At 63.7% G+C, this 19,780-nt stretch carries 15 protein-coding genes; 4 read left to right on the top strand and 11 right to left on the bottom strand.

The window, feature by feature from the left end; all coding sequences use genetic code 11:
* The first annotated feature begins 122 nt into the window (after positions 1-122).
* Positions 123-1,118, top strand: a complete 996-nt coding sequence (locus tag PRtIB026_RS09155) for an alpha/beta fold hydrolase (protein WP_203647773.1) — start codon at positions 123-125, stop codon at positions 1,116-1,118.
* A gap of 114 nt (positions 1,119-1,232) precedes the next feature.
* Here PRtIB026_RS09155 and PRtIB026_RS09160 read toward each other — a convergent pair whose 3' ends face one another.
* From PRtIB026_RS09160 to PRtIB026_RS09190, 7 genes are all read right to left on the bottom strand, one after another.
* Complete coding sequence (locus PRtIB026_RS09160; protein ID WP_203647772.1) at positions 1,233-1,568, bottom strand: GlpM family protein; 336 nt, start codon at positions 1,566-1,568, stop codon at positions 1,233-1,235.
* Positions 1,569-1,595: 27 nt separating this feature from the next.
* A complete protein-coding gene (locus tag PRtIB026_RS09165; RefSeq protein WP_232855829.1) occupies positions 1,596-2,873 on the bottom strand; it encodes a sigma-54-dependent transcriptional regulator in 1,278 nt (425 codons plus the stop codon).
* Between the two features lie 47 nt (positions 2,874-2,920).
* Positions 2,921-4,825 (bottom strand): sensor histidine kinase, encoded by a 1,905-nt coding sequence (locus tag PRtIB026_RS09170; protein ID WP_203647770.1) that lies wholly within the window; start codon positions 4,823-4,825, stop codon positions 2,921-2,923.
* 68 nt (positions 4,826-4,893) lie between these two features.
* Positions 4,894-5,628: an amino acid ABC transporter ATP-binding protein gene (locus tag PRtIB026_RS09175; RefSeq protein ID WP_203647769.1), complete on the bottom strand. Its 735-nt coding sequence runs from the start codon at positions 5,626-5,628 to the stop codon at positions 4,894-4,896.
* Positions 5,625-6,296: an amino acid ABC transporter permease gene (locus tag PRtIB026_RS09180; protein WP_203647768.1), complete on the bottom strand. Its 672-nt coding sequence runs from the start codon at positions 6,294-6,296 to the stop codon at positions 5,625-5,627. Before PRtIB026_RS09180 ends, PRtIB026_RS09175 begins: the two co-directional genes overlap by 4 nt.
* Positions 6,297-7,043, bottom strand: coding sequence for an amino acid ABC transporter permease (locus PRtIB026_RS09185; protein WP_203647767.1), 747 nt, complete (start codon positions 7,041-7,043; stop codon positions 6,297-6,299).
* A gap of 147 nt (positions 7,044-7,190) precedes the next feature.
* On the bottom strand, positions 7,191-8,108 hold the full coding sequence (locus tag PRtIB026_RS09190; protein WP_203647766.1) for a glutamate/aspartate ABC transporter substrate-binding protein: 918 nt from the start codon (positions 8,106-8,108) through the stop codon (positions 7,191-7,193).
* Positions 8,109-8,427: 319 nt separating this feature from the next.
* Here PRtIB026_RS09190 and PRtIB026_RS09195 point away from each other — a divergent pair, with 319 nt between their 5' ends.
* Positions 8,428-12,558: an NEL-type E3 ubiquitin ligase domain-containing protein gene (locus PRtIB026_RS09195; RefSeq protein ID WP_203647765.1), complete on the top strand. Its 4,131-nt coding sequence runs from the start codon at positions 8,428-8,430 to the stop codon at positions 12,556-12,558.
* On the opposite strand, the gene glpD is transcribed toward PRtIB026_RS09195, so the two are convergent.
* The 4 genes from glpD to PRtIB026_RS09215 form a co-directional block, all read right to left on the bottom strand.
* Entirely contained in the window at positions 12,559-14,088 is a 1,530-nt protein-coding gene (glpD, locus tag PRtIB026_RS09200) for a glycerol-3-phosphate dehydrogenase (RefSeq protein ID WP_203647764.1), read from the bottom strand.
* 649 nt (positions 14,089-14,737) lie between these two features.
* Positions 14,738-15,493: a DeoR/GlpR family transcriptional regulator gene (glpR, locus tag PRtIB026_RS09205; RefSeq protein WP_203647763.1), complete on the bottom strand. Its 756-nt coding sequence runs from the start codon at positions 15,491-15,493 to the stop codon at positions 14,738-14,740.
* A gap of 157 nt (positions 15,494-15,650) precedes the next feature.
* On the bottom strand, positions 15,651-17,150 hold the full coding sequence (gene glpK, locus PRtIB026_RS09210) for a glycerol kinase GlpK (protein ID WP_203647762.1): 1,500 nt from the start codon (positions 17,148-17,150) through the stop codon (positions 15,651-15,653).
* A gap of 79 nt (positions 17,151-17,229) precedes the next feature.
* Positions 17,230-18,081 carry an MIP/aquaporin family protein gene (locus PRtIB026_RS09215; protein WP_203647761.1) on the bottom strand — a complete coding sequence of 284 codons (852 nt, stop codon included), beginning with the start codon at positions 18,079-18,081 and terminating at the stop codon, positions 17,230-17,232.
* 306 nt (positions 18,082-18,387) lie between these two features.
* Between PRtIB026_RS09215 and ybaK the strand changes: the two genes are divergently transcribed.
* Both ybaK and PRtIB026_RS09225 read left to right on the top strand, forming a co-directional pair.
* On the top strand, positions 18,388-18,858 hold the full coding sequence (gene ybaK, locus PRtIB026_RS09220; RefSeq protein WP_050704020.1) for a Cys-tRNA(Pro) deacylase: 471 nt from the start codon (positions 18,388-18,390) through the stop codon (positions 18,856-18,858).
* 99 nt (positions 18,859-18,957) lie between these two features.
* Positions 18,958-19,737: a PhzF family phenazine biosynthesis protein gene (locus tag PRtIB026_RS09225; RefSeq protein WP_203647760.1), complete on the top strand. Its 780-nt coding sequence runs from the start codon at positions 18,958-18,960 to the stop codon at positions 19,735-19,737.
* Positions 19,738-19,780 lie beyond the last annotated feature (43 nt).

Below are 19,780 nucleotides of genomic sequence, written 5' to 3' on the forward strand. Positions count from 1 at the left end.
AACAGGATGCACACGACCGCTCGGCAAGGTTCACGAAACTGTCACGGTTTTGTGGCAGCGCGCCCGAACGGATTTCATCAGACTCGCGCTCTACTGGGGATCTGCATTCTGGTGTTTCTTTCATGCGGGCTTTACTACTTTTCTTCTTGCTGCTGGTCAGCGTGCCGGCGAGTTTCGCCGAGGGTCGCTGCGACGTCCATGTGCCGGTGCAACGGGCCGAGCTGGGTGAGCTGAGCCTGGTCTACCAGAGTGTCGGTGCGCCCCGCGATCCGGCGCTGTTGCTGGTCATGGGCCTGGGCGGGCAGCTGATTCACTGGCCGGACGACGTGGTCGAGGCCCTGTGCCGCCAAGGTTTCAGGGTGATCCGCTACGACAACCGCGATGTCGGCCTGTCGCGCTGGAACCAGCTGCCGGCCTCGGCCAACCTGACCGTCGAACTGTTGCGCTACAAGCTGGGCCTGCCGGTGTCGGCGCCTTATTCCCTCACCGACATGGCCGGTGACGGTCTGCGACTGATGGATGCCCTGGGCATCCGCCAGTTCCATGTGCTGGGTGTGAGCATGGGCGGCATGATTGCCCAGCACCTGGCGGCCATGGCCCCGGAGCGGGTGAGTAGCCTGACCCTGGTGATGTCCAGCTCGGGCGCTGTCGGCCTGCCGGCGCCGGATCCGGCGCTGGTGCAGTTGCTGGCGCGGCGCAGCGCGCCGAGTCGCGAGGTGGCCATCGAGCAGCAGGCCGACCTGCTGGCAGCGCTGGGCAGCCCCGAGGTGCGGGACGACCGGGCTGTGCTGCTCGAACAAGCCGCCGTGGCTTATGACCGGGCGTTCAATCCGGAAGGGGTCAAGCGCCAGATCATGGCGATCCTTGCCGAACCCAGTCGGGTCGAGTTGCTCAACCAGCTGCGGGTGCCGACGCTGGTGGTGCATGGCACCGCTGATCCGTTGCTGCCGGTGATGCACGGGGTGCATCTGGCTGCGCATATCCAGGGCAGCCAGTTGCGGCTGATTCCGGGGCTGGCGCATCGTTTCCAGGAGCCGTTCAAGGCACCGTTGCTGGGGGCGGTTTTACCCTACCTGCAGGCGCATCGGCAGGATGTCACGCATATCGCCCGGCTTTGAATCGGCGTTGTTTTGTTCGCGGGTAAACCCGCTCCCACAGGCTAGGCATCCTTCTCAAGAGCCATGGGTTCCCTGTGGGAGCGGGTTTACCCGCGAAGCAGGCGCCACGGTTCATCAGTGCATCCGCACCCAAACGCTCACCAGCACCGTCGCCGCCACCAGCCAGGCCACCGTGGCCAGGCCTAGCGACGCCTCCAGGCGCAGGCGGTCGACCAGTACGTAGAGCGTTGCCAGGTACACGAAGTACGGAATGATCGACCACATCCCGAACAGGATGGTGGTCTTCAGGTCTTCCAGCGATCGCCCCTTGCCGACAATGTAGTGGGCGATCAGGGCAAAGGTGGGAAACAGCGGCACCAGGCCGGCAATGTAGTAGTTGCGGGTCTTCGACAGGATCGCCAGGAGCACCACCACGCCGGCGCCCAGGGCCGCTTTGAATACCAGGTCCACGTTGAACTTCCAGGGTCAGGTTGCCGATCAGCCGAGGCCGTACTTCTTCACTTTGTCGAACAGCGTGGTCTTGGCCATGCCCAGCTCCTGGCTGGCCTGGCTGAGGTTGCCGCCGGTGCGCTGCAAAGCGTCGCTGAGCAGGTTGCGTTCGAATGCTTCGACCGCCTCGGCAAAACCCAGGCCCTGGCTGGCGCCACCACTGGGGCCCTTCTTGAACGCGGGCAGGCCCAGGGCATGGCGCTCGGCGACGTTGCGCAGCTCGCGCACGTTGCCCGGCCAGTCGTGGGCCATCAGCCGCGACAGGGTCTGGCTGTCCAGCTCCGGCGCCTCGCGGTCGAAGCGCAGGGCCGATTGCTGCAGGAAATGCTCGAACAGTTGCAGGATGTCTTCGCGGCGCTCGCGCAGCGGCGGCAGCTCCAGGGTGACCACATTGAGGCGGTAGTACAGGTCGCTGCGGAACTGGCCGCTCTGGCCCAGGGTGGCAAGGTCGGACTTGGTCGCGGCGATCACCCGGCAGTCCACCGGGATGCTCTGGTTCGAGCCCAGGCGTTCCAGGGTGCGCTCCTGCAGCACGCGCAGCAGCTTGATCTGCAGGTTGAGCGGCATGCTCTCGACCTCGTCGAGGAACAGCGTGCCGCCGTTGGCGTGCTCGATCTTGCCGATGCGCCGCTTGCCGGCGCCGGTGAAGGCATTGGCCTCGTGGCCGAAGATCTCGCTTTCGAACAGGTTCTCCGGCAGGCCGCCGCAGTTCAGCGCCACGAACGGCTGGCCCTGGCGTCGGCTGAAGTCGTGCAGGCAGCGGGCCACCAGTTCCTTGCCGGTGCCGGTCTCGCCTTCGATCAACACGTTGGCCGAGGTGTCGGCGACGTTGGCGATCAGTTCGCGCAATTGCTCCATGGCCGGCGAGCGGCCGATGATGCGGCCTTCAAGACTGCTCTGCTCGGCCAGCTGGCGGCGCAGGGCGAACACCTCGCGGGACAGGCCGCGCTGTTCCAGCGCCCGGCGCACCACCTCGACCAGGCGCTCCGGCGAGAAGGGTTTCTCCATAAAGTCGTAGGCGCCGTTGCGCATGGCGCCGACCGCCATGTCGATGTCGCCGTGGCCGGTGATCAGCACCACCGGCAGGCTGCGGTCGCGGGCCTTGAGGCGGTTGAGCAGTTCCAGGCCATCGATGCCCGGCAGGCGGATATCGCTGACGACGATACCGGCAAAGTCGTCGCCGATGCGTTCCAGGGCCTGCTCGGCGCTGCCGACGCCTTCGCAGGCAATGTCTTCCAGGGCCAGCGCCTGCTGGCAGCCGAGCAGCACGTGCGGGTCGTCTTCGACGATCAGGACGGTGAGAGGTGCTTGTTTCATAGAGGCTCAGCCAATTCGCTAGGGGGCGTGACCAGGGGCAGGGCAAGCACGAACGCGGTGCCGCCACCGGCAGGGTGTTCGACGCTCAGTGTACCCTTGGCGGCGGTGGCCAGGCTCGCCGACAGGGTCAGGCCCAGGCCCAGGCCATGCTCGCCCGGTTTGGTGGTGAAGAAGGGTTCGAACAGGTGCTTGCGTGCCTCGGCATCGATGCCGTGGCCGTTGTCGAGCACCCGCAGGCGGTACTTGTCGCCCTGGACTTCGCCTTCCAGCCACAGTTGCGGCAGGGGTTGGGTGGCCATGGCGTCGAGGGCGTTGCCGATCAGGTTGACCAGGATCTGTTCCAGACGGGTCTGGTCGATGGCCAGCAGCTGGTCGTCGAACTGCCGGTGCAGTTGCAGGTGACAGGCGCTGATGCGGTTGGCCAGCACCTGCAGAGTGGCTTCGACGGCCTTTTCCAGCGAAGCCTGGCCGCTGTCGTCGCCACGACGGGCAAACGAGCGCAGGCTGGCGGTGATGCGGCCCATGCGGTCGATCAGGTCGTTCATGGTGCGCAGGTTGGCGCTGGCGGTTTCCAGCGCGCCGCGCTCAAGGAAGCGCACGGTGTTGCCGGACAGGGTGCGCAGGGCCGCCAAGGGTTGATTGAGTTCATGGGCGATGCTGGTGGACATCTGCCCGATGGCCGCCAGCTTGCCGGCCTGGACCAGTTCGTCCTGGGCGTGGCGCAGGGTCTGCTCGGCGTGGCGCCGTTCGCGGATCTGGCCCTTGAGCCGTTCGTTGCTGGCGCGCAGGTCGGCGGTGCGCTCGGTGATCTTGCGTTCCAGCTGGCTGTTGGCTTCTTCCAGCGCCTCGCGGGCGGCCAGGCGGGTGGCGATCACCTTGCGCCGCTCGTTCCAGGCGATGGCCAGGATCGCCAGCAGGGCGAAGGCCACGCCCACCAGGATGCCCTGCATCATCGATTCGCGGCGCAGGTCCTGCAGCGGGGTGAGCAGGGTGAAATGCCAGGGGGTGTCGACCAGGCGGCGGGTCTGGGCCAGGTAGGACACCTCTCGCTGCTTGCCCTGGTCGGTCTCGCTGTTGGCCGGGAAGGTGAGCTTCTCCACGCCGTCGGCCAGGGTTTCGCGGGCCAGCGGTTGCAGTTCGTTGAGCGGCCACCAGTAGTACTGCAGGCTGCGCGCCAGGCGCTCCTTGATCTGCGGCGTCAACGGGCGTACCGATTTCAGGCGCCGGGCCGGGTCGCTGGAGAGGATGATGATGCCGTTCTCGTCGCTGACGAAGGCCTCCAGGCGGGCGCGCTGCCAGCGCTCCTCGAGGGTGTCCAGGCGCACCTTGATCACCGCCACGCCGATGATCTTGCCGTGCTCCTCCAGCCCGTGGGCCAGGTAGTAGCCGGCCTCGCCAGTAGTGCTGCCGATGCCGTAGAAGCGCCCCGGCTCGCCGCGCACGGCGACCTGGAAGTAGGCGCGGAATGCCAGGTCCTCGCCGAGGAAAGAGTCGGCGTCGCGCCAGTTGCTGGTGGCCTGGACCCGGCCGTTGGTGTCGAGGACGAAGATCGCCCGGCTGCGGCTGCGTCGGTTCAGGCCTTCGAGGTATTCGTTGACGGCCTGGCGATCACCAGCCTCGGGGTCGGTGAGCAGGCGCGAGACGCTGTCTTCCAGCTCCAGCAGGCTGGGCAGGTAGGTGTACTTGCTGATTTCGCTCTCGACGGTACGCGCGTGCAGTTCCAGCTGGCGCTCGCCGTTCTCGCTGAGGGTGCGGATGCCGTTGCTCTCGCTGATCAGGAAGCCGGCGAAGCCTAGCCCGACCATCAGCAGGATGACCAGGGGCGGGACGAGCAGTTGGCGGATCAGACGGGATTTCACGGCAGGCTGGGCAGGGCGAAGGAGCGAGGGGTCGCATTTCATCACAGTGGCCTTGTCACGACCAGCTTCCGCTGCCCGGCGAAGGGCCGGGCAGCGTCACTGAGGCGGACTTAGTGTTGCAGGATCTTGCTGAGGAAGTGCTGGGTGCGTTGGTCGCGGGCGCCCTGGTCGCCGAAGAACTCTTCCTTGGTGCAGTCTTCGATGATGCTGCCCTTGTCCATGAAGATGACCCGGTTGGCCACCTTGCGCGCAAAGCCCATTTCGTGGGTCACGCACATCATGGTCATGCCTTCGTGGGCCAGTTGCACCATTACATCGAGCACTTCGCTGACCATTTCCGGGTCCAGTGCCGAGGTGGGTTCGTCGAACAGCATGACGATCGGGTCCATCGACAGGGCACGGGCGATGGCCACGCGCTGCTGCTGGCCGCCGGAGAGCTGGCCGGGGTGTTTGTGGGCATGGGCCGACAGTCCCACGCGCTCAAGCAGTGCCAGGCCTTTCTTGGTGGCTTCTTCCTTGCTGCGGCCGAGCACCTTGATCTGGGCGATGGTCAGGTTCTCGGTGATGGTCAGGTGCGGGAACAGCTCGAAGTGCTGGAACACCATGCCGACCCGCGAGCGCAGCTTGGGCAGGTTGGTCTTCGGGTCGGCGATGGAGGTGCCGTCGACCACGATGTCGCCTTTCTGGAACGGTTCCAGCGCGTTGACGCACTTGATCAGGGTCGACTTGCCCGAGCCGGACGGGCCGCAGACCACCACCACTTCACCCTTCTTGACCTCGGTGCTGCAGTCGGTCAGTACCTGGAAGTCGCCGTACCACTTGTTGACGTTCTTGATGGAAATCATACGGTGATCCTTTTTTGCAGGCGCTTGACCAGCCACGAAGCGGAGAAGCTGATGAGGAAGTAGACGACACCGGCGAAGATCAGGAACTCGTGGGAGCGTCCGATGATGTCGCCGTTGGAGCGGGCCGAGTTGAGGAAGTCGATCAGGCCGACGGTGTAGACCAGCGAGGTGTCCTGGAACAGGATGATGCTCTGTTGCAGCAGCAGCGGGGTCATCTTGCGAAACGCCTGGGGCAGGATGATCAGGCGCATGCACTGGCCGTAGCTCATGCCCAGCGCCTGCGCGGCGCCCATCTGGCCCTTGGAGATCGACTGCACGCCGGCGCGGACGATTTCGCAGAAGTAGGCCGCCTCGAACATCATGAATGCCACGACGCAGGAGGTGAACGCACCCACCGGGGTGTCTTCACCGGTGATCCAGCGCAGCACGAACGGCACCGCCAGGTAGAACCAGGTGATCACCAGCAGCAGCGGGATGGAGCGGAAGTAGTTGACGTAGGCGCCGGCGACATTGGCCAGCAGCTTGTTCGACGACAGGCGCATCAGGGCGAGGATGGTACCCAGGGCAATGCCGCCGACCACGCCCATGACCATCAGTTGCAGGGTCAGGACCATGCCGTCCCAGAGGGCGGGCAGGGCCGGGATGATTTCACTGAAATCCATGTCCATTTACTTGCCTCCCACGGAAATCAGGCCCGGTACCGCGACTTTCTTCTCGACCATGCGCATGAGCAGCATCAGGCCCATGTTCAGGGTGAAGTAGATCAGGGTGGCCAGGGTGAATGCTTCGAACAGGTTCGCGGAGAACTCGGCGGTCTGCTTGGTCTGCGCCAGCAGCTCCATCAAGCCGATCAGCGAGGCCACCGAGGAGTTCTTGAACACGTTCAAGAATTCCGAGGTGAGCGGCGGAATGATGATCCGGTAGGCCTGGGGCAGCAGCACGTTCATGTAGATCTGCGACAGGCTGAAGCCCATCGCGCGCCCGGCCGACTCCTGGCCGCGGGGCAGCGCCTGGATGCCGGTGCGCACCTGCTCGCAGACACGGGCGGCGGTGAACAGGCCCAGGCAGATGACCACGCTGATCAGCGCCGAGGTGGTCGGGTTGAGGTCCTGCTTGAACCACTCCTGCAGGCCTTCGGGCAGCAGGTCCGGTACCAGGAAGTACCAGATGAACAGCTGCACCAGCAGCGGCACGTTGCGGAACAGCTCGACGTAGGCGGTGGCAATCCCTGACACCAGACGATTGGGTACGGTACGCATCACGCCGAGCAGCGAGCCCAGCAGCAAGGCGATGATCCAGGCGGAGATGGCGATGGCGATGGTCCAGCCCAGACCGGTGACGTACCAGTCCAGATAGGTTTCGCTGCCCACGCCGGTGGACTTGAAGAACACGCCCCAGTCCCAGTTGTAATTCATCGGGATTTCCCCTCAGACGGTTGTTTCACGGGCACCTCGATACATCCGGGGGCGTTCGACGCCCTCGGATGTAAAGGTTAGACACTAACTAAGTGGCCTGTTGGATGGATTCGCGCGGATGCGCTTCAGGCCACTATTTGCCGGAGGTCAGGACTTCTTCTCGTCCGCTGCCTTGTCGGTCGGCTCATTGATCAGCTTCTTCAGCTCGTCGCTCATCGGGAACTGCAGGTTCAGGCCCTTTGGCGGAATCGGCTGCTGGAACCACTTGTCGTAGCTCTTGTTGACTTCACCCGACTTGAAGTAGGCGACGATGGCTTCGTCGACCGCTTTCTTGAAGGCCGGATCGTCCTTGCGCACCATGCAGCCGTAGATTTCGTACGACTGTGGCGTGCCGGTGATGACCCAGTCGGCAGGCTTCTTGGCCTTGGCCATTTCACCGGCCAGCAGGGCGTCGTCCATCATGAAGGCCACGGCGCGGCCGCTTTCGAGCATGTTGAAGGCTTCGCCGTGGTCCTTGGCGGAGATCACGTTCATCTTCATCTGCTTGTCGGCGTTCATCGCCTTGAGGATGCGCTCGGAGGTGGTGCCGGCGGTGGTCACCACGTTCTTGCCGGCCAGGTCGGCAAAGTCTTTATAGGAGGGCTGGCCATCCTTGACCTTGGTCAGCAGGCGGGTGCCGACTTCGAAGATGCCCACCGAGAAGCCGACCTGCTGCTGGCGCTCGACGTTGTTGGTGGTGGAGCCGCACTCCAGGTCCACGGTGCCGTTCTGCACCAGCGGGATGCGGGTCTGCGAGGTAACCAGGTTGTACTTGACCTTGATGTCGGTGCCCAGTTGCTTCTTCAGAGCTTCGACAACGGCTAGCTGGATGTCATGGGAGTAGCCCACCGGTTCCGGTTTGCCGGCCAGGTAGGAGAACGGGATGGAGGAGTCGCGATGGCCCAGGGTGATGGTGCCGGAGTCCTTGATCTTCTTCAGAGTACCGGTGAGCTCTTCGGCCATGACCGGCGATGCGATGACAGCGGCCGCGATGGCGGCGCCCAGCAATTGACGAACGATGCGCATCAAATTTTCCTCGACGTGTTTGTTTTTTTTATGGAGCCGTTGGCGGACTCTTTCGTTCAACGAATACAGCATGAAGCGTGGTGCATTCGGCGTTCAAGTGTAGAGCATGAGTCGTGCCAAGCCCCAACCTTGATCATAACGCCGTGAAAATGCTGGGGATGACTCTTTGTTGAAGGTTTTTGGATGTCATTTGATGTCCGTCAAACCGAACGCATGGTGCCATGCTGTTCGGAAATCCGAATGAAGACATGTAGCTATCTACCGACATGGCTTGGCGGGTCGCGGGTCAACTGTGGCTTTTCCCATCAGGAGAAGCTGGATGAGTTTTCACGAGATTGCCCCCGATTCCATCGATGCGCTGATTGCCAAGCGTTTGCCGGCTTGGTTGCAAACCGCCGCGGTCGACCGCTTGCAGGCGCTACACCGTGCGCTCAAGGCACAGCAGAAAAGTGCCGAGAAGATGCGTGAACTGCTGGCACCTGTGTCGGCACTTGATGCTTTTGCCGAGCCCTTGCTCAGGCAGGCACTGCACCAGCAGTTCAAGCTCGACGTTGACGTGCGCAACAGCACTGTGAAGATCGTGCAGGAGATCTATCATCCGGTGCCGCTGAACTCGGCGCCGAAGCTATGGGACCGGCGCACGTCCAGCAGGGAGCTGTTGACTGCGGCACTGCATAACTACACCGAGGATGAAACCACGCCTGGCGAACTGACCGTGGCTACGGTGCTGGATGCCGATAAAAAACGGCTGAATATCGGTTTTACTCAGTTCGCGAAACTTTGCCGCAGTCTCGACCTGGGCGGTCAGTATCAGACATTGCTCAGGGCGCACCTGCGACCGAGCGATTTGCTGGAGAAGGAGGCCGTTCATGCGCAGGTCAAAGAGGACCTTCGGGCACGCATGGAGGTTGCCGTGCGCCGGGCCATTCTCGAAGGACATATCGATGAGCGCGCCTACCTGCAACTGCTGCCATTGTGTGCGCCTGCGCCGATCGTTCCGGGCGATCCGGCCGTATTGACCTGCCGTCAGTTGCACCTGCTGGGCAAGCGCGTGGAGGGCGTGGTGACCGTGGAAGTCCGGGAGCACGCCTTGGGGGCTGTCACGGGCATTCTCAGCTGGATTCCGGGCGATCCGATCCAGCCCGTCCAGCATCATGCCTCCTGGTCTGCGTTGTACCAGACGCTGGCCAGGCGCATGCGGCAATCACCTTATGTCGACTTTTTCATGCGTTTCGTCCGTGAGCGGGACAGGCCGGTGTTCGCCACTGTCCTGAAAAAGCTGCTCAAGGAGACGGACAGCTCCCGGGATATCGAACTGGATGGACGTCATCTGGACTTCGAAGGCACGTTGATTGCCTACCTGGGTAAGTTGCGTATCGAGAAAATCCTGGATGACGCGCGTGTGCTTGCGGTGCCCACCGCTGAAGCAGATGCCGACGCGTGTCGCGAGCGATTCGACCGTTACCTGGAAGCCGGGCTTACCCTGCTCAATCTGGCGGCCTTCTTCGTGCCACTGCTTGGCGAGGTCATGCTGGGGGTGGCCGCCGTCCAGATTGCCAATGAGGTCTACGAGGGCTACGAGGACTGGGCAATAGGTGATCGTCAGTCCGCCTTGCAGCATATGTTCGGGGTGGCAGAGAACCTTGCGGTGGCTGCCATCCTCGCCACGGGGGGAATGGCGACCGGGAAGGTGCTGGAGCGTTCGCTGGCGGTAGACAACCTGGTACCGATAGTCGATGACGCAGGGCAGACCAAGCTGTTCAGGAACTCAATGGAACCACATGAATGGTCCGGCGCAGGCCTGTTGATGCGTCGGCTTGGCCGAGAACTGAGTAACATGACCGATGAGCAGGCCCTGTGGCTGGCCGAAGGTACCGGTTTTGGCGAGGAGCACCTGCGTCGATTGCATGTACAGCAGGCGTCGCCCCCAGCCCGGTTGCTCGATGCCTGGGAGCGCTACCAGCTGCACGAGCAGTTTCCTGCGTTGCGTGGCGAAGCCTTTGAGGCCGAGGTGCGATCCAGGCAAGGCACCGAGACACCAGAAGCGTTGCTGCTGAGGCGGGATTTCCCGGGATTGAGCCATCGGGGCGCGCGGGAAATCATCGAACAGGCCAATGGGCGGCAGCTCGCAGAGATGCTCGATAAGCAGCGCATTCCGCTGGAGCTTGCCGAGCACGCGTACTGGTTTCTGCGTGACAGTCGGTTGGATCGGGCTTGCGCTGGCTTGCGCCAGGCAAGCGCGGTGAATCTTGACAGTGAGCGTCTGGCCCTAGGGTTGATCGACCAGCAAGCGCCGTGGGCTGAGAACCTGCGTCTTGAATTGCGTGACGGTTCTCATGCAGGCACGTTGCGCACACAGGTAGGCAGTGAGGAAGCCGCGGATATTCGCTATATCGTTCGCGGCACCCAGGGTTATCAGGCCCGGGATGGCAACGGCATCCCGTTACCGCAGGCAACGGAGCAGGACAGTCTGATCCAGGCGATATGCCTGCATCTGCAACCGTCGCAGAAACTGTTGTTGGGTGATGCTTCGCTGGACGAAAAGGCGTTGACCGACAAGTTGGCAGCATTGGCTGCCACCCAGCGCGAGCAGGTGGCTACATTGATCAGGCAGGCGCCGGTCGGAGAGGGTATCCGTCCACTGGCCCGTTTCGCCGACGGCCGCCTGGGATATCCATTATGTGGCCGTACTCCAGGTGGCCGACAGGCGAGTCGACGGGGGATTCATCAGATCTATCCGACCCTCGGCGAGGATGAGCTGGAAAACTATCTGCTGGACCTGGTCTCCAGGCATGTCGATCCATGGGTGCACTACAACCAGTTGAAACATCAGTTGAGCCGCCTGCGCGAAGGCTTGCAGAGCTGGTGCCGCGCAGGCGGCGGCATACTCGCCAAGCTCAGGCGCCGGCGTGTGGCCACCGTCATGCGTCGTTGCTGGCGCCGCAAGAGCCGAGTCCTGGGCGATGGTGGCCATTGGCTGATGGTCCGTGGCGAGCAGGTCGGCAGCCTGCCGAGCCTGCCCGCGGGCATCAGCTATGGTCATGTGACCCGTCTGACCCTGCGCGACATGGACCTCGCCAACGTCGATGCGGACTTCCTGTCACGTTTCACCGGGCTGGTGGAACTTGACCTGCGGGAAAACAGGCTGACTCAGGTGCCGGCGGGCATCGAGCGCCTTACTTCGCTGCGCTACCTGCGCCTTGGGTACAACCAGATCGCCATGGACAGTGCCGGCAACCAGCGCCTGCTGGCCCTGGTCAATCTACGGGAACTCGACCTGGGCCATAACCCGCTCGGTTGGGCTCCGGATGTGAATGGGCTGCGACACCTGCGTCGGTTATCGCTGCATTCGGGCGAGATCGCCAGGTTGCCCGAGCGGGTTCAGCAGTTGCCCTGGCAGGGGGTGGTCGACCTGCGCAACAACAGCATCCAGCATGTGCGTCAGGATTTGCACAACCTGCAGCTGCGCCTGCAGCGGATGGTCCTGCACGACAATCCGCTGGATGAAGCCAGCCAGGCGTTGGTGAACCTGGCGTCCCGTGAGCCGATCAATCGCAACCCCATCGAGCACCAGCTGATCGATCAGGCGGCTCGGGAGCTGTGGTTGGCCGGCAGCTCGGGCAAGCTGCGTAGCCAGCGTGAAGCGCAATGGCTGAGATTGCGCGAGGAACCTGAATCAACGGCGCTGTTCCAGTTCTTTGCCGATTTTGCCCGGACCGAGGATTTTCGCGAGCATGACGATTTCTATCGCAGGCGCATCTGGCGAATGATCGAGGCGTGCGAGCAGAACACCGAGCTGCGTGCAGTGATGTTCGCCCAGGCTGGCGGGGAGCGTGCCTGCGAGGATCGATTGTTGCTGATCCTCAGCGAACTGGAGGTCACGTTGTACGTGGAGCGTGCTTCGGCGGGAACGCGCCTGGTCGAGCGTGAGGAGGCCTTGCTGAAGGCCGGCCGGGCGTTGTATCGGCTGGATGAGGTCAATACGCTGGCTGCGCGCAAGGTTCAGGAGCTCGAGCGTAGAGGTGGGGAGGTGGACCCGATCGAAGTCTATATGGCCTATCGGACGCATCTGGCCGAGCCGCTGGGCCTTCCTGCCCAGCCTGACGGCATGTACTACCTGATGGATGCCAGGGTGTCGCCGGGTGACCTGATCACGGCCAGGCTTCAGGTCCTGCGGGAGGAGACGCCGCAACGGCTGAGCGAGGCGCTGGCACAACGCCCGTTTTGGGACAGCTTTGTGCATGTGCGCTACCCGGAGAGGGTCGATGCCTTGGTCTCTGCCCTCGATGAGCAATTGACACAGGCCGCGTCGCTGTCCGAGCAGATGTACCTGGTTCGATCCGAGGCCCTGAGGGTGAAGTACGAAGCCTCGCTGCAGGCGCTGCGCCTGAGTCTGGCGCAGGAGGCGTACGCCCGCCTCCTGCCGGCTGTGCCTGTCGCCGAGGCGTGATCAGGCAGCCTGGACGCGAGCCTGGTTCTGTAGCAGGTACTCCTCGAGTGCCTGCTGCTCGGCGGCAGAGGTGAACAGGCCGAGTTTGGTCCGGCGCCAGAGGATGTCGGCGGCATCGACCGCCCATTCCTGTTCGCGCAAGTAGTCCACTTCACGGCTGAACAGCCCGCCGCCAATGGATTGCCCCAGGCCTTCTGGACCTTCCACGCCCTCGAGCAGGCGCCATACGCGGCTGCCGTAGGTGACGGCCCAACGCTTGGCGATGTCCACCGGCAACCAGTCATGGCGTGCCAGCACGGCATCGACCAGCGCCTGTACGGTGGTCATGCTCTCGCCGCCCGGCAGCGGTGCGCCGGCGGTCCAGCTGCCACGCATCTGGGTGAAGAACGGTTGCAGTTCGGCCATGGCCGACTCGGCCAGCTTGCGGTAGGTGGTCAGCTTGCCGCCGAACACCGACAGTAGCGGCGCCTCGCCTTGGGCAGCGGACAACGCGAGGGTGTAGTCGCGGGTGACGGCCGACGGGTTGTCCGACTCGTCGTTGCACAGCGGACGTACGCCGGAATAGGTGTGCAGGATATCGGCGTGGCTGAGCTGGTGGTTGAAGTGCTCGTTGACCACCTTGAGCAGGTAGTCGGTTTCCTGCTCGGTGATCGCCACTTTGGCCGGGTCGCCGCTGTACTCGCGATCGGTGGTGCCGATCAGGGTGAAGCGGTCCAGGTAAGGGATGCAGAAGACGATGCGCTGGTCTTCGTTCTGCAGGATGTAGGCGTGCTCGCCTTCGTACAGGCGCGGCACGATCAGGTGGCTGCCCTGGATCAGGCGGATGCCGTACGGCGCGTCGAGCTTGAGGTCGTCCTTGATGAAGCTGGCGACCCAGGGGCCGGCCGCGTTCACCAGTGCCCGGGCGCGGATGCTCTGCAGGCTGCCGTCGGCATGCTGCAGTTCCACCTGCCACAGGCCATCGACGCGCTCGGCGCGCAGGCAGCGGGTGCGGGTGTGGATGTGCGCGCCCTTTTCCCGGGCGGCCATGGCGTTGACTACCACCAGGCGGGCATCGTCCACCGCACAGTCGGCGTATTCGAAGCCGCGGGTAATGGCCGGCTTGAGCGGGTAGCCCGGGCCGAAGCGCAGGCCGCGCGAGGCGCCCAGACGCTTGCGCTTGCCCAGGTGGTCATAGAGGAACAGGCCAGCGCGGATCATCCACGCCGGGCGCAGGTGCGGGCGATGGGGCAGCACGAAGCGCATGGGCTTGACGATGTGCGGCGCCTTGGCCAGCAACACTTCGCGTTCGGCCAGCGCTTCGCGCACCAGGCGGAACTCGTAGTGCTCCAGGTAGCGCAGGCCGCCGTGGATCAGCTTGCTGCTGGCCGAGGAGGTGTGTTGTGCCAGGTCGTCCTTTTCACAAAGGAACACCTTCAGGCCGCGCCCGGCGGCATCGGCAGCGATACCGACGCCATTGATGCCACCGCCGATCACGGCGAGGTCGTAGCAGTCCTGGAGTGGTGGCTGGGACGAAACGGGCTGGGACACGGGCAAGGCCTCCTGGGGCTGTTCACATCGAATATGAACATTGATGTTCGTTTTCGAAAATACTAGCGCAATGAACAGGCGGCTGCCAGTCAGTCTTTATAGAAAAAACTGATCGGATGACAGGGAAATGAACATTTGTGAAAAAGGTGGGGTGAACGGTTGGAGATTTTCAGGGGTGTCGAGATCGAGCGCCGCCCGGGCGGCGCATCGCGGGACAAGCCCACAGGCGTAGCGCGTGGCTTGAGGGCCGCACGGTCGCTGTGGGAGCGGCTTCAGCCGCGAACACCGGCATAGCCGGTGCCAGGCACCGCGTCGCCTGCTTCGCGGGTAAACCCGCTCCCACAGGGATCGCGCCATTCTAAAAATTGAGCAAGACAGTTGCTCCCACATCTGTTTCGGGCCAGTTATGTCTGCGCCGCCGCGGCTGTATGCCTAGTTTGTACGACGCGGTTTCAGCGTGGGCACCACTGCCGCTCCACCTGTCTCAAGATGTGCACCAAGGCGAACAGCTATAACGTCACAGGACAGACTGGCCCGAAACAGATGTGGGAGCGGGCTTGTCCCGCGATGCGCCGCGCGGGCGGCGCTCGATCTCACAGGCAATACAAGGGGTGAGGCCTGCGCCCTTTGGCCTCCCACGCCCTCTGCCTCAAACCACCTCAAGACGAATCTTGTACTGGTTGAGCAACTGGGTCAGGGCAGGAGTGGGCGCCTGGTCGGTCACCAGGCAGTCGATCAGGCTGATCGAACCGAGGCGGACCATGGCATTGCGGCCGAACTTGCTCGAGTCCGCCGCCAGCAGCACCTGGCGGGCGTTGGCGATGATCGCCTGGGATACCCGCACTTCCTGGTAGTCGAAGTCCAGCAGGCTGCCGTCCTCATCGATGCCGCTGATGCCGACCACGGCGAAGTCGACCTTGAACTGGTTGATGAAGTCGACGCTCGCCTGGCCGACCACGCCGCCGTCGCGACGCACCGTGCCGCCGGCCACCAGCACCTCGAAATCGTCCTTGGCCGCCAGGATCGCCGCTACGTGCAGGTTGTTGGTGATGACCTTCAGGTGGTTATGGTTGAGCAGAGCGCGGGCAATGGATTCGGTGGTGGTGCCGATATTGATGAACAGCGAGGCATGGTCGGGAATCTGTCGGGCCACGGCTTCGGCGATGCGCTGCTTCTCGTCGCGCATCTGGTCGGCGCGCATGGCGTAGGCGGTGTTCTCGATGCTCGAGTCGTAGGCCGCGCCACCGTGATAACGGCGCAGCAGGTTGCCCTCGGCGAGCTGGTTGATATCGCGGCGGATGGTCTGCGGGGTGACGACGAACAGCTGCGCCATCTCCTCGATGCTCACGTAGCCGCGTTCGCGGACCAGCTCGAGGATTTGTTGTTGGCGTGGGGGCAGATTCATGGGCGGTCCTTTGGGGCTGCCGGACAAATTCTGCAATGATGCCGTAGGTCGTGGTGTAGGACCAGTCTGGTTATCGCGTAAATAGCCATCGCGGGGCAAGCCCGCTCCCACGCACAACCACTTGTGGGAGCGGGCTTGCCCCGCGATGCTTCAGGGATCAGGCGTCGTGATCTTCCCAGTCGCGGGTGCGATCGACAGCCTTGCGCCAGCCCTTGTACAGCTTCTCTTTCGCCGCTTCATCCAGCTGCGGGCTGAACTCGCGCTCGATGATCGCCTTGTCGCGCAGCTCGTCCAGGCCGCTCCAGAAACCGCAGGCAAGGCCTGCCAGGTAGGCCGCGCCCAGGGCCGTGGTCTCGCGCATCTTCGGACGCTCGACGCAGGTGCCAAGAATGTCGGCCTGGAACTGCATGAGGAAGTTGTTGGCCACCGCGCCACCATCCACCCGCAGTTCGCTCAGGCGCTGGCCGCAGTCCTGCTGCATGGCGTCGAGCACGTCGCGGGTCTGGTAGGCGATCGACTCCAGGGCGGCGCGGATGATGTGGTCGACCTTGACGCCACGGGTCAGGCCGAACAGCGCGCCACGGGCATACGGATCCCAGTAGGGCGCGCCCAGGCCGGTGAAGGCCGGCACCAGGTAGACGCCGTTGCTGTCCTTGACCTTGCTGGCGAAGTATTCGGTGTCGTAGGCGTCGTTGACGATCTTCAGTTCATCGCGCAGCCACTGCACGGTGGAGCCGCCGTTGAACACCGCGCCTTCGAGGGCGTAGGCCACCTCGCCGCGGGGGCCGCAGGCGATGGTGGTGAGCAGGCCGTGGGACGACTGGACCGCCTTGTCGCCGGTGTTCATCAGCAGGAAGCAGCCGGTGCCGTAGGTGTTCTTGGCCTGGCCGGGCTCCACGCACATCTGGCCGAACAGCGCCGATTGCTGGTCGCCGGCGATACCGGCGATGTCGATACCGCTCTTGGTCTTGCCATAGACTTCGGACGATGGGCGTACCTCAGGCAGCATCTGGCGCGGAATGCCAAGGATATCGAGGAGCTTGTCGTCCCATTGCAGGCTGTGGATGTTGAACATCAGCGTGCGCGAGGCGTTGGTGTAGTCGGTGACATGCACCTTGCCGCCGGAGAACTTCCAGATCAGCCAGGTATCGATGGTGCCGAACAGCAGTTCGCCACGCTCGGCGCGTTCGCGGGCGCCTTCGACATTGTCGAGGATCCACTTGAGCTTGGTGCCAGAGAAGTACGGGTCGGTGACCAGGCCGGTGGCCTCGCGGATGTACTGCTCGTGGCCGTCGCGCTTGAGCTGGGCGCAGATATCGGTGCTGCGGCGGCACTGCCAGACGATGGCGTTGTACACCGGACGCCCGGTTTCCTTGTCCCAGACCACGGTGGTCTCGCGCTGGTTGGTGATGCCGATGGCGGCGACCTGGGCGTGGCTGATGCCGGCCTGGGCCAGGGCCTCGACCATGGTCGCGCTCTGGGTGGCGAAGATTTCCATCGGGTCATGCTCGACCCAGCCCGCCTGCGGGTAGTGCTGGGCGAATTCACGCTGCGAGGTGCCCACCACGTTGGCGTCGCGATCGAAGATGATGGCGCGCGAACTGGTGGTGCCCTGGTCCAGGGCGATGATGTAGTTCTTGTCCAGGGTATCGGTCATGTCGGTGGCCTTGCACGAATATGGGAGTAGGTCAGGGCGTGGCGGGCGCCGGCCTTGCGGTCCGGGCCCGGCGCGGGCATCAGGAAACCTGGGTGTCGCCCTGAGGATTATCGTCTGTTTGTTGGGCCGCGGCCTGGATGGCTGGCAAGTTGCGGGCGATCAGCCCGCGGTACAGGGCCGCGCCCAGGCTGGCACCGAGGATCGGCGCAAACACCGGCACCAGGAAATACGGAATATCGCGCCCGCCAGTGAAGGCGACTTCGCCCCAGCCGGCCAGGAAGGTCATCAGTTTAGGCCCGAAATCCCGCGCCGGGTTCATCGCGAAGCCGGTCAGCGGGCCCATGGCGCTGCCGATCACGGCGATCAGCAGGCCGATCAGCAGGGGGGCGGTGGCACCGCGTGGCAGACCGTTGTTGTCGTCGGTCAGGGCCATGATCACGGCCATCAGGATGGCGGTGATGATCACCTCGACCAGGAAGGCCTGGCCGGTGGACAGCGCCGGGTGCGGATAGGTGGAGAACACCGAGGCCAGCTCCAGGCTGGCCTGGCTGCCACGCACCATGGCGTGGCTTTGTTCGAAATCGAAGAACAGGTTGCTGTACAGGAAGTACACCAGGGCGGCGCCGCAGAACGCGCCGCACACCTGGGCCAGCATGTAGAACGGCAGCTTGCGCTTGTCGAAACCGGCGAACACGGCCAGGGCGATGCTGACCGCCGGGTTCAGGTGCGCGCCGGAGACGCCGGCGGTCAGGTAGATCGCCATGCTCACGCCGACCCCCCAGATGATGCTGATCTCCCACAGGCCGAAGCTGGCGCCGGCGACCTTGAGCGCGGCGACACAACCGGTGCCGAAGAAGATAAGCAGGGCGGTGCCGAGAAACTCGGCCAGGCATTGGGCGGATAACGTGGGTTCGCGTAGAGCAGTTGTCATGTGTGACCTCGGTTCTTGTTGTTGTGAGGCGCTGGGCGCTCGACAGCAAAAAAGCCCGGAGTCGATCCCCATTGACGCCGGGCGGGTACAGGAAGTGCACCTTATAGGTGCACCATGTATTCATAAACGAAAAAATATAGACAAGAAACGCTGATGTCAAAGGTCGAAAATGAACGCTTGGCCACAATCTGACTGACGCACCGGGTCGTGAATCCATGGCCGCTGCTCTAGCCTGGGACCTGCGCTGGCTGCACCGGTGGAATTGCCCTAAAGTACCGGGCGACTTGTGATCGACTGGAGCCGTTGATGACCCCCGCCCTGGACCTTTTGAAGAAGGCGCGCGCCGAGCACCGCGTGCACAGTTACGAACATGATCCGAAAACCGCCTCGTATGGCCTGGAGGCGGCGGAAAAGCTGGGCCTTGACCCGCTGCGAGTGTTCAAGACCCTGCTTGCCAGCAGCGAAAAGGGCGAGCTGCTGGTAGCGGTGGTACCGGTGGTCGGCACCCTCGACCTGAAGGCACTGGCCCATGCGGCGGGGGTAAAAAAATGCGAGATGGCCGATCCGCAGGCGGCCCAGCGCGCCACGGGTTACCTGGTCGGGGGGATCAGCCCGCTGGGGCAGAAGAAGCGCCTGCGCACCTTTATCGATCAATCCGCGCAACAACATGAAACGATTCATGTGAGCGCTGGTCGCCGTGGTCTCGAAGTGGAACTGGCCGCCGTGGTGCTGGCCACCCATACCCAGGGACAGTTCGCCGAGATCGGTCGCGGCTGATCATCTGTACTGATTGAAATTCCACGACTCTGTCACTGTCGGGCCCTGGCGGCATGCCGCATGCTCGGAACCTTTCCCGTCAGATACAGGAGTCGTGGCATGCAGTTGCATTTTCATCAGGTGGACGCCTTCAGCGACCGCCCGTTCGCTGGCAACCCGGCCATGGTCTACCACCTGGAACAGTGGCTCGACGATGGCCTGATGCAGCAGGTGGCCGCCGAACACAACCTCGCCGAAACCGCCTTCGTGGTGGCCGAAGGTGATGGCTATCGGATCCGCTGGTTCACCCCGAGCACCGAAGTCCCCCTGTGCGGTCACGCCACCCTGGCCAGCGCCCATGTCCTGTTCGACGTCTACGGTGAGCAAGCGCCGCGCCTGGATTTCCAGAGCCGTTCGGGCCTGCTCAGCGTCAGCCGTGAGCATGGCCGCCTGTGGTTGGACTTCCCGCGCATCGACCCGCAGCCGCTGACCGAGCCTGTGGCGGTGGCCGAAGCGCTGGGATGCGAGGTGCGCGAGGTCTACCAGACCCGCGAGCTGTTCGTGGTGCTCGACTCGGAGCAGGCGGTACGCGATTGCGCGCCGGACATGGCGGCGCTGGCTCGCCTGCCGGGCTTGGGGGTGATCGTGACGGCTCCAGGCGAGCGGCATGATTTCGTGTCGCGCTATTTCGCTCCGGGCATCGGCATCCCGGAGGACCCGGTCACCGGTTCCACCCATTGCTCGCTGATCCCTTACTGGGCGGCGCGGTTGGGCAAGTCCGAGCTGCAGGCCTTCCAGTGCTCGACCAGGGGCGGTGAGCTGTTCTGTCGTCTGGAAGGGGAGCGGGTGAAGATCGGCGGGATGGCTCGGCGGGTGGCCAGCGGTACGCTGATGTTGTGAATCTGCATGGGCATGTGTCCCTGTAGGAGCGGGCTTGTCCCGT

The organism is Pseudomonas sp. RtIB026 (assembly GCF_016861355.2).
GTDB lineage: Bacteria > Pseudomonadota > Gammaproteobacteria > Pseudomonadales > Pseudomonadaceae > Aquipseudomonas > Aquipseudomonas peradeniyensis.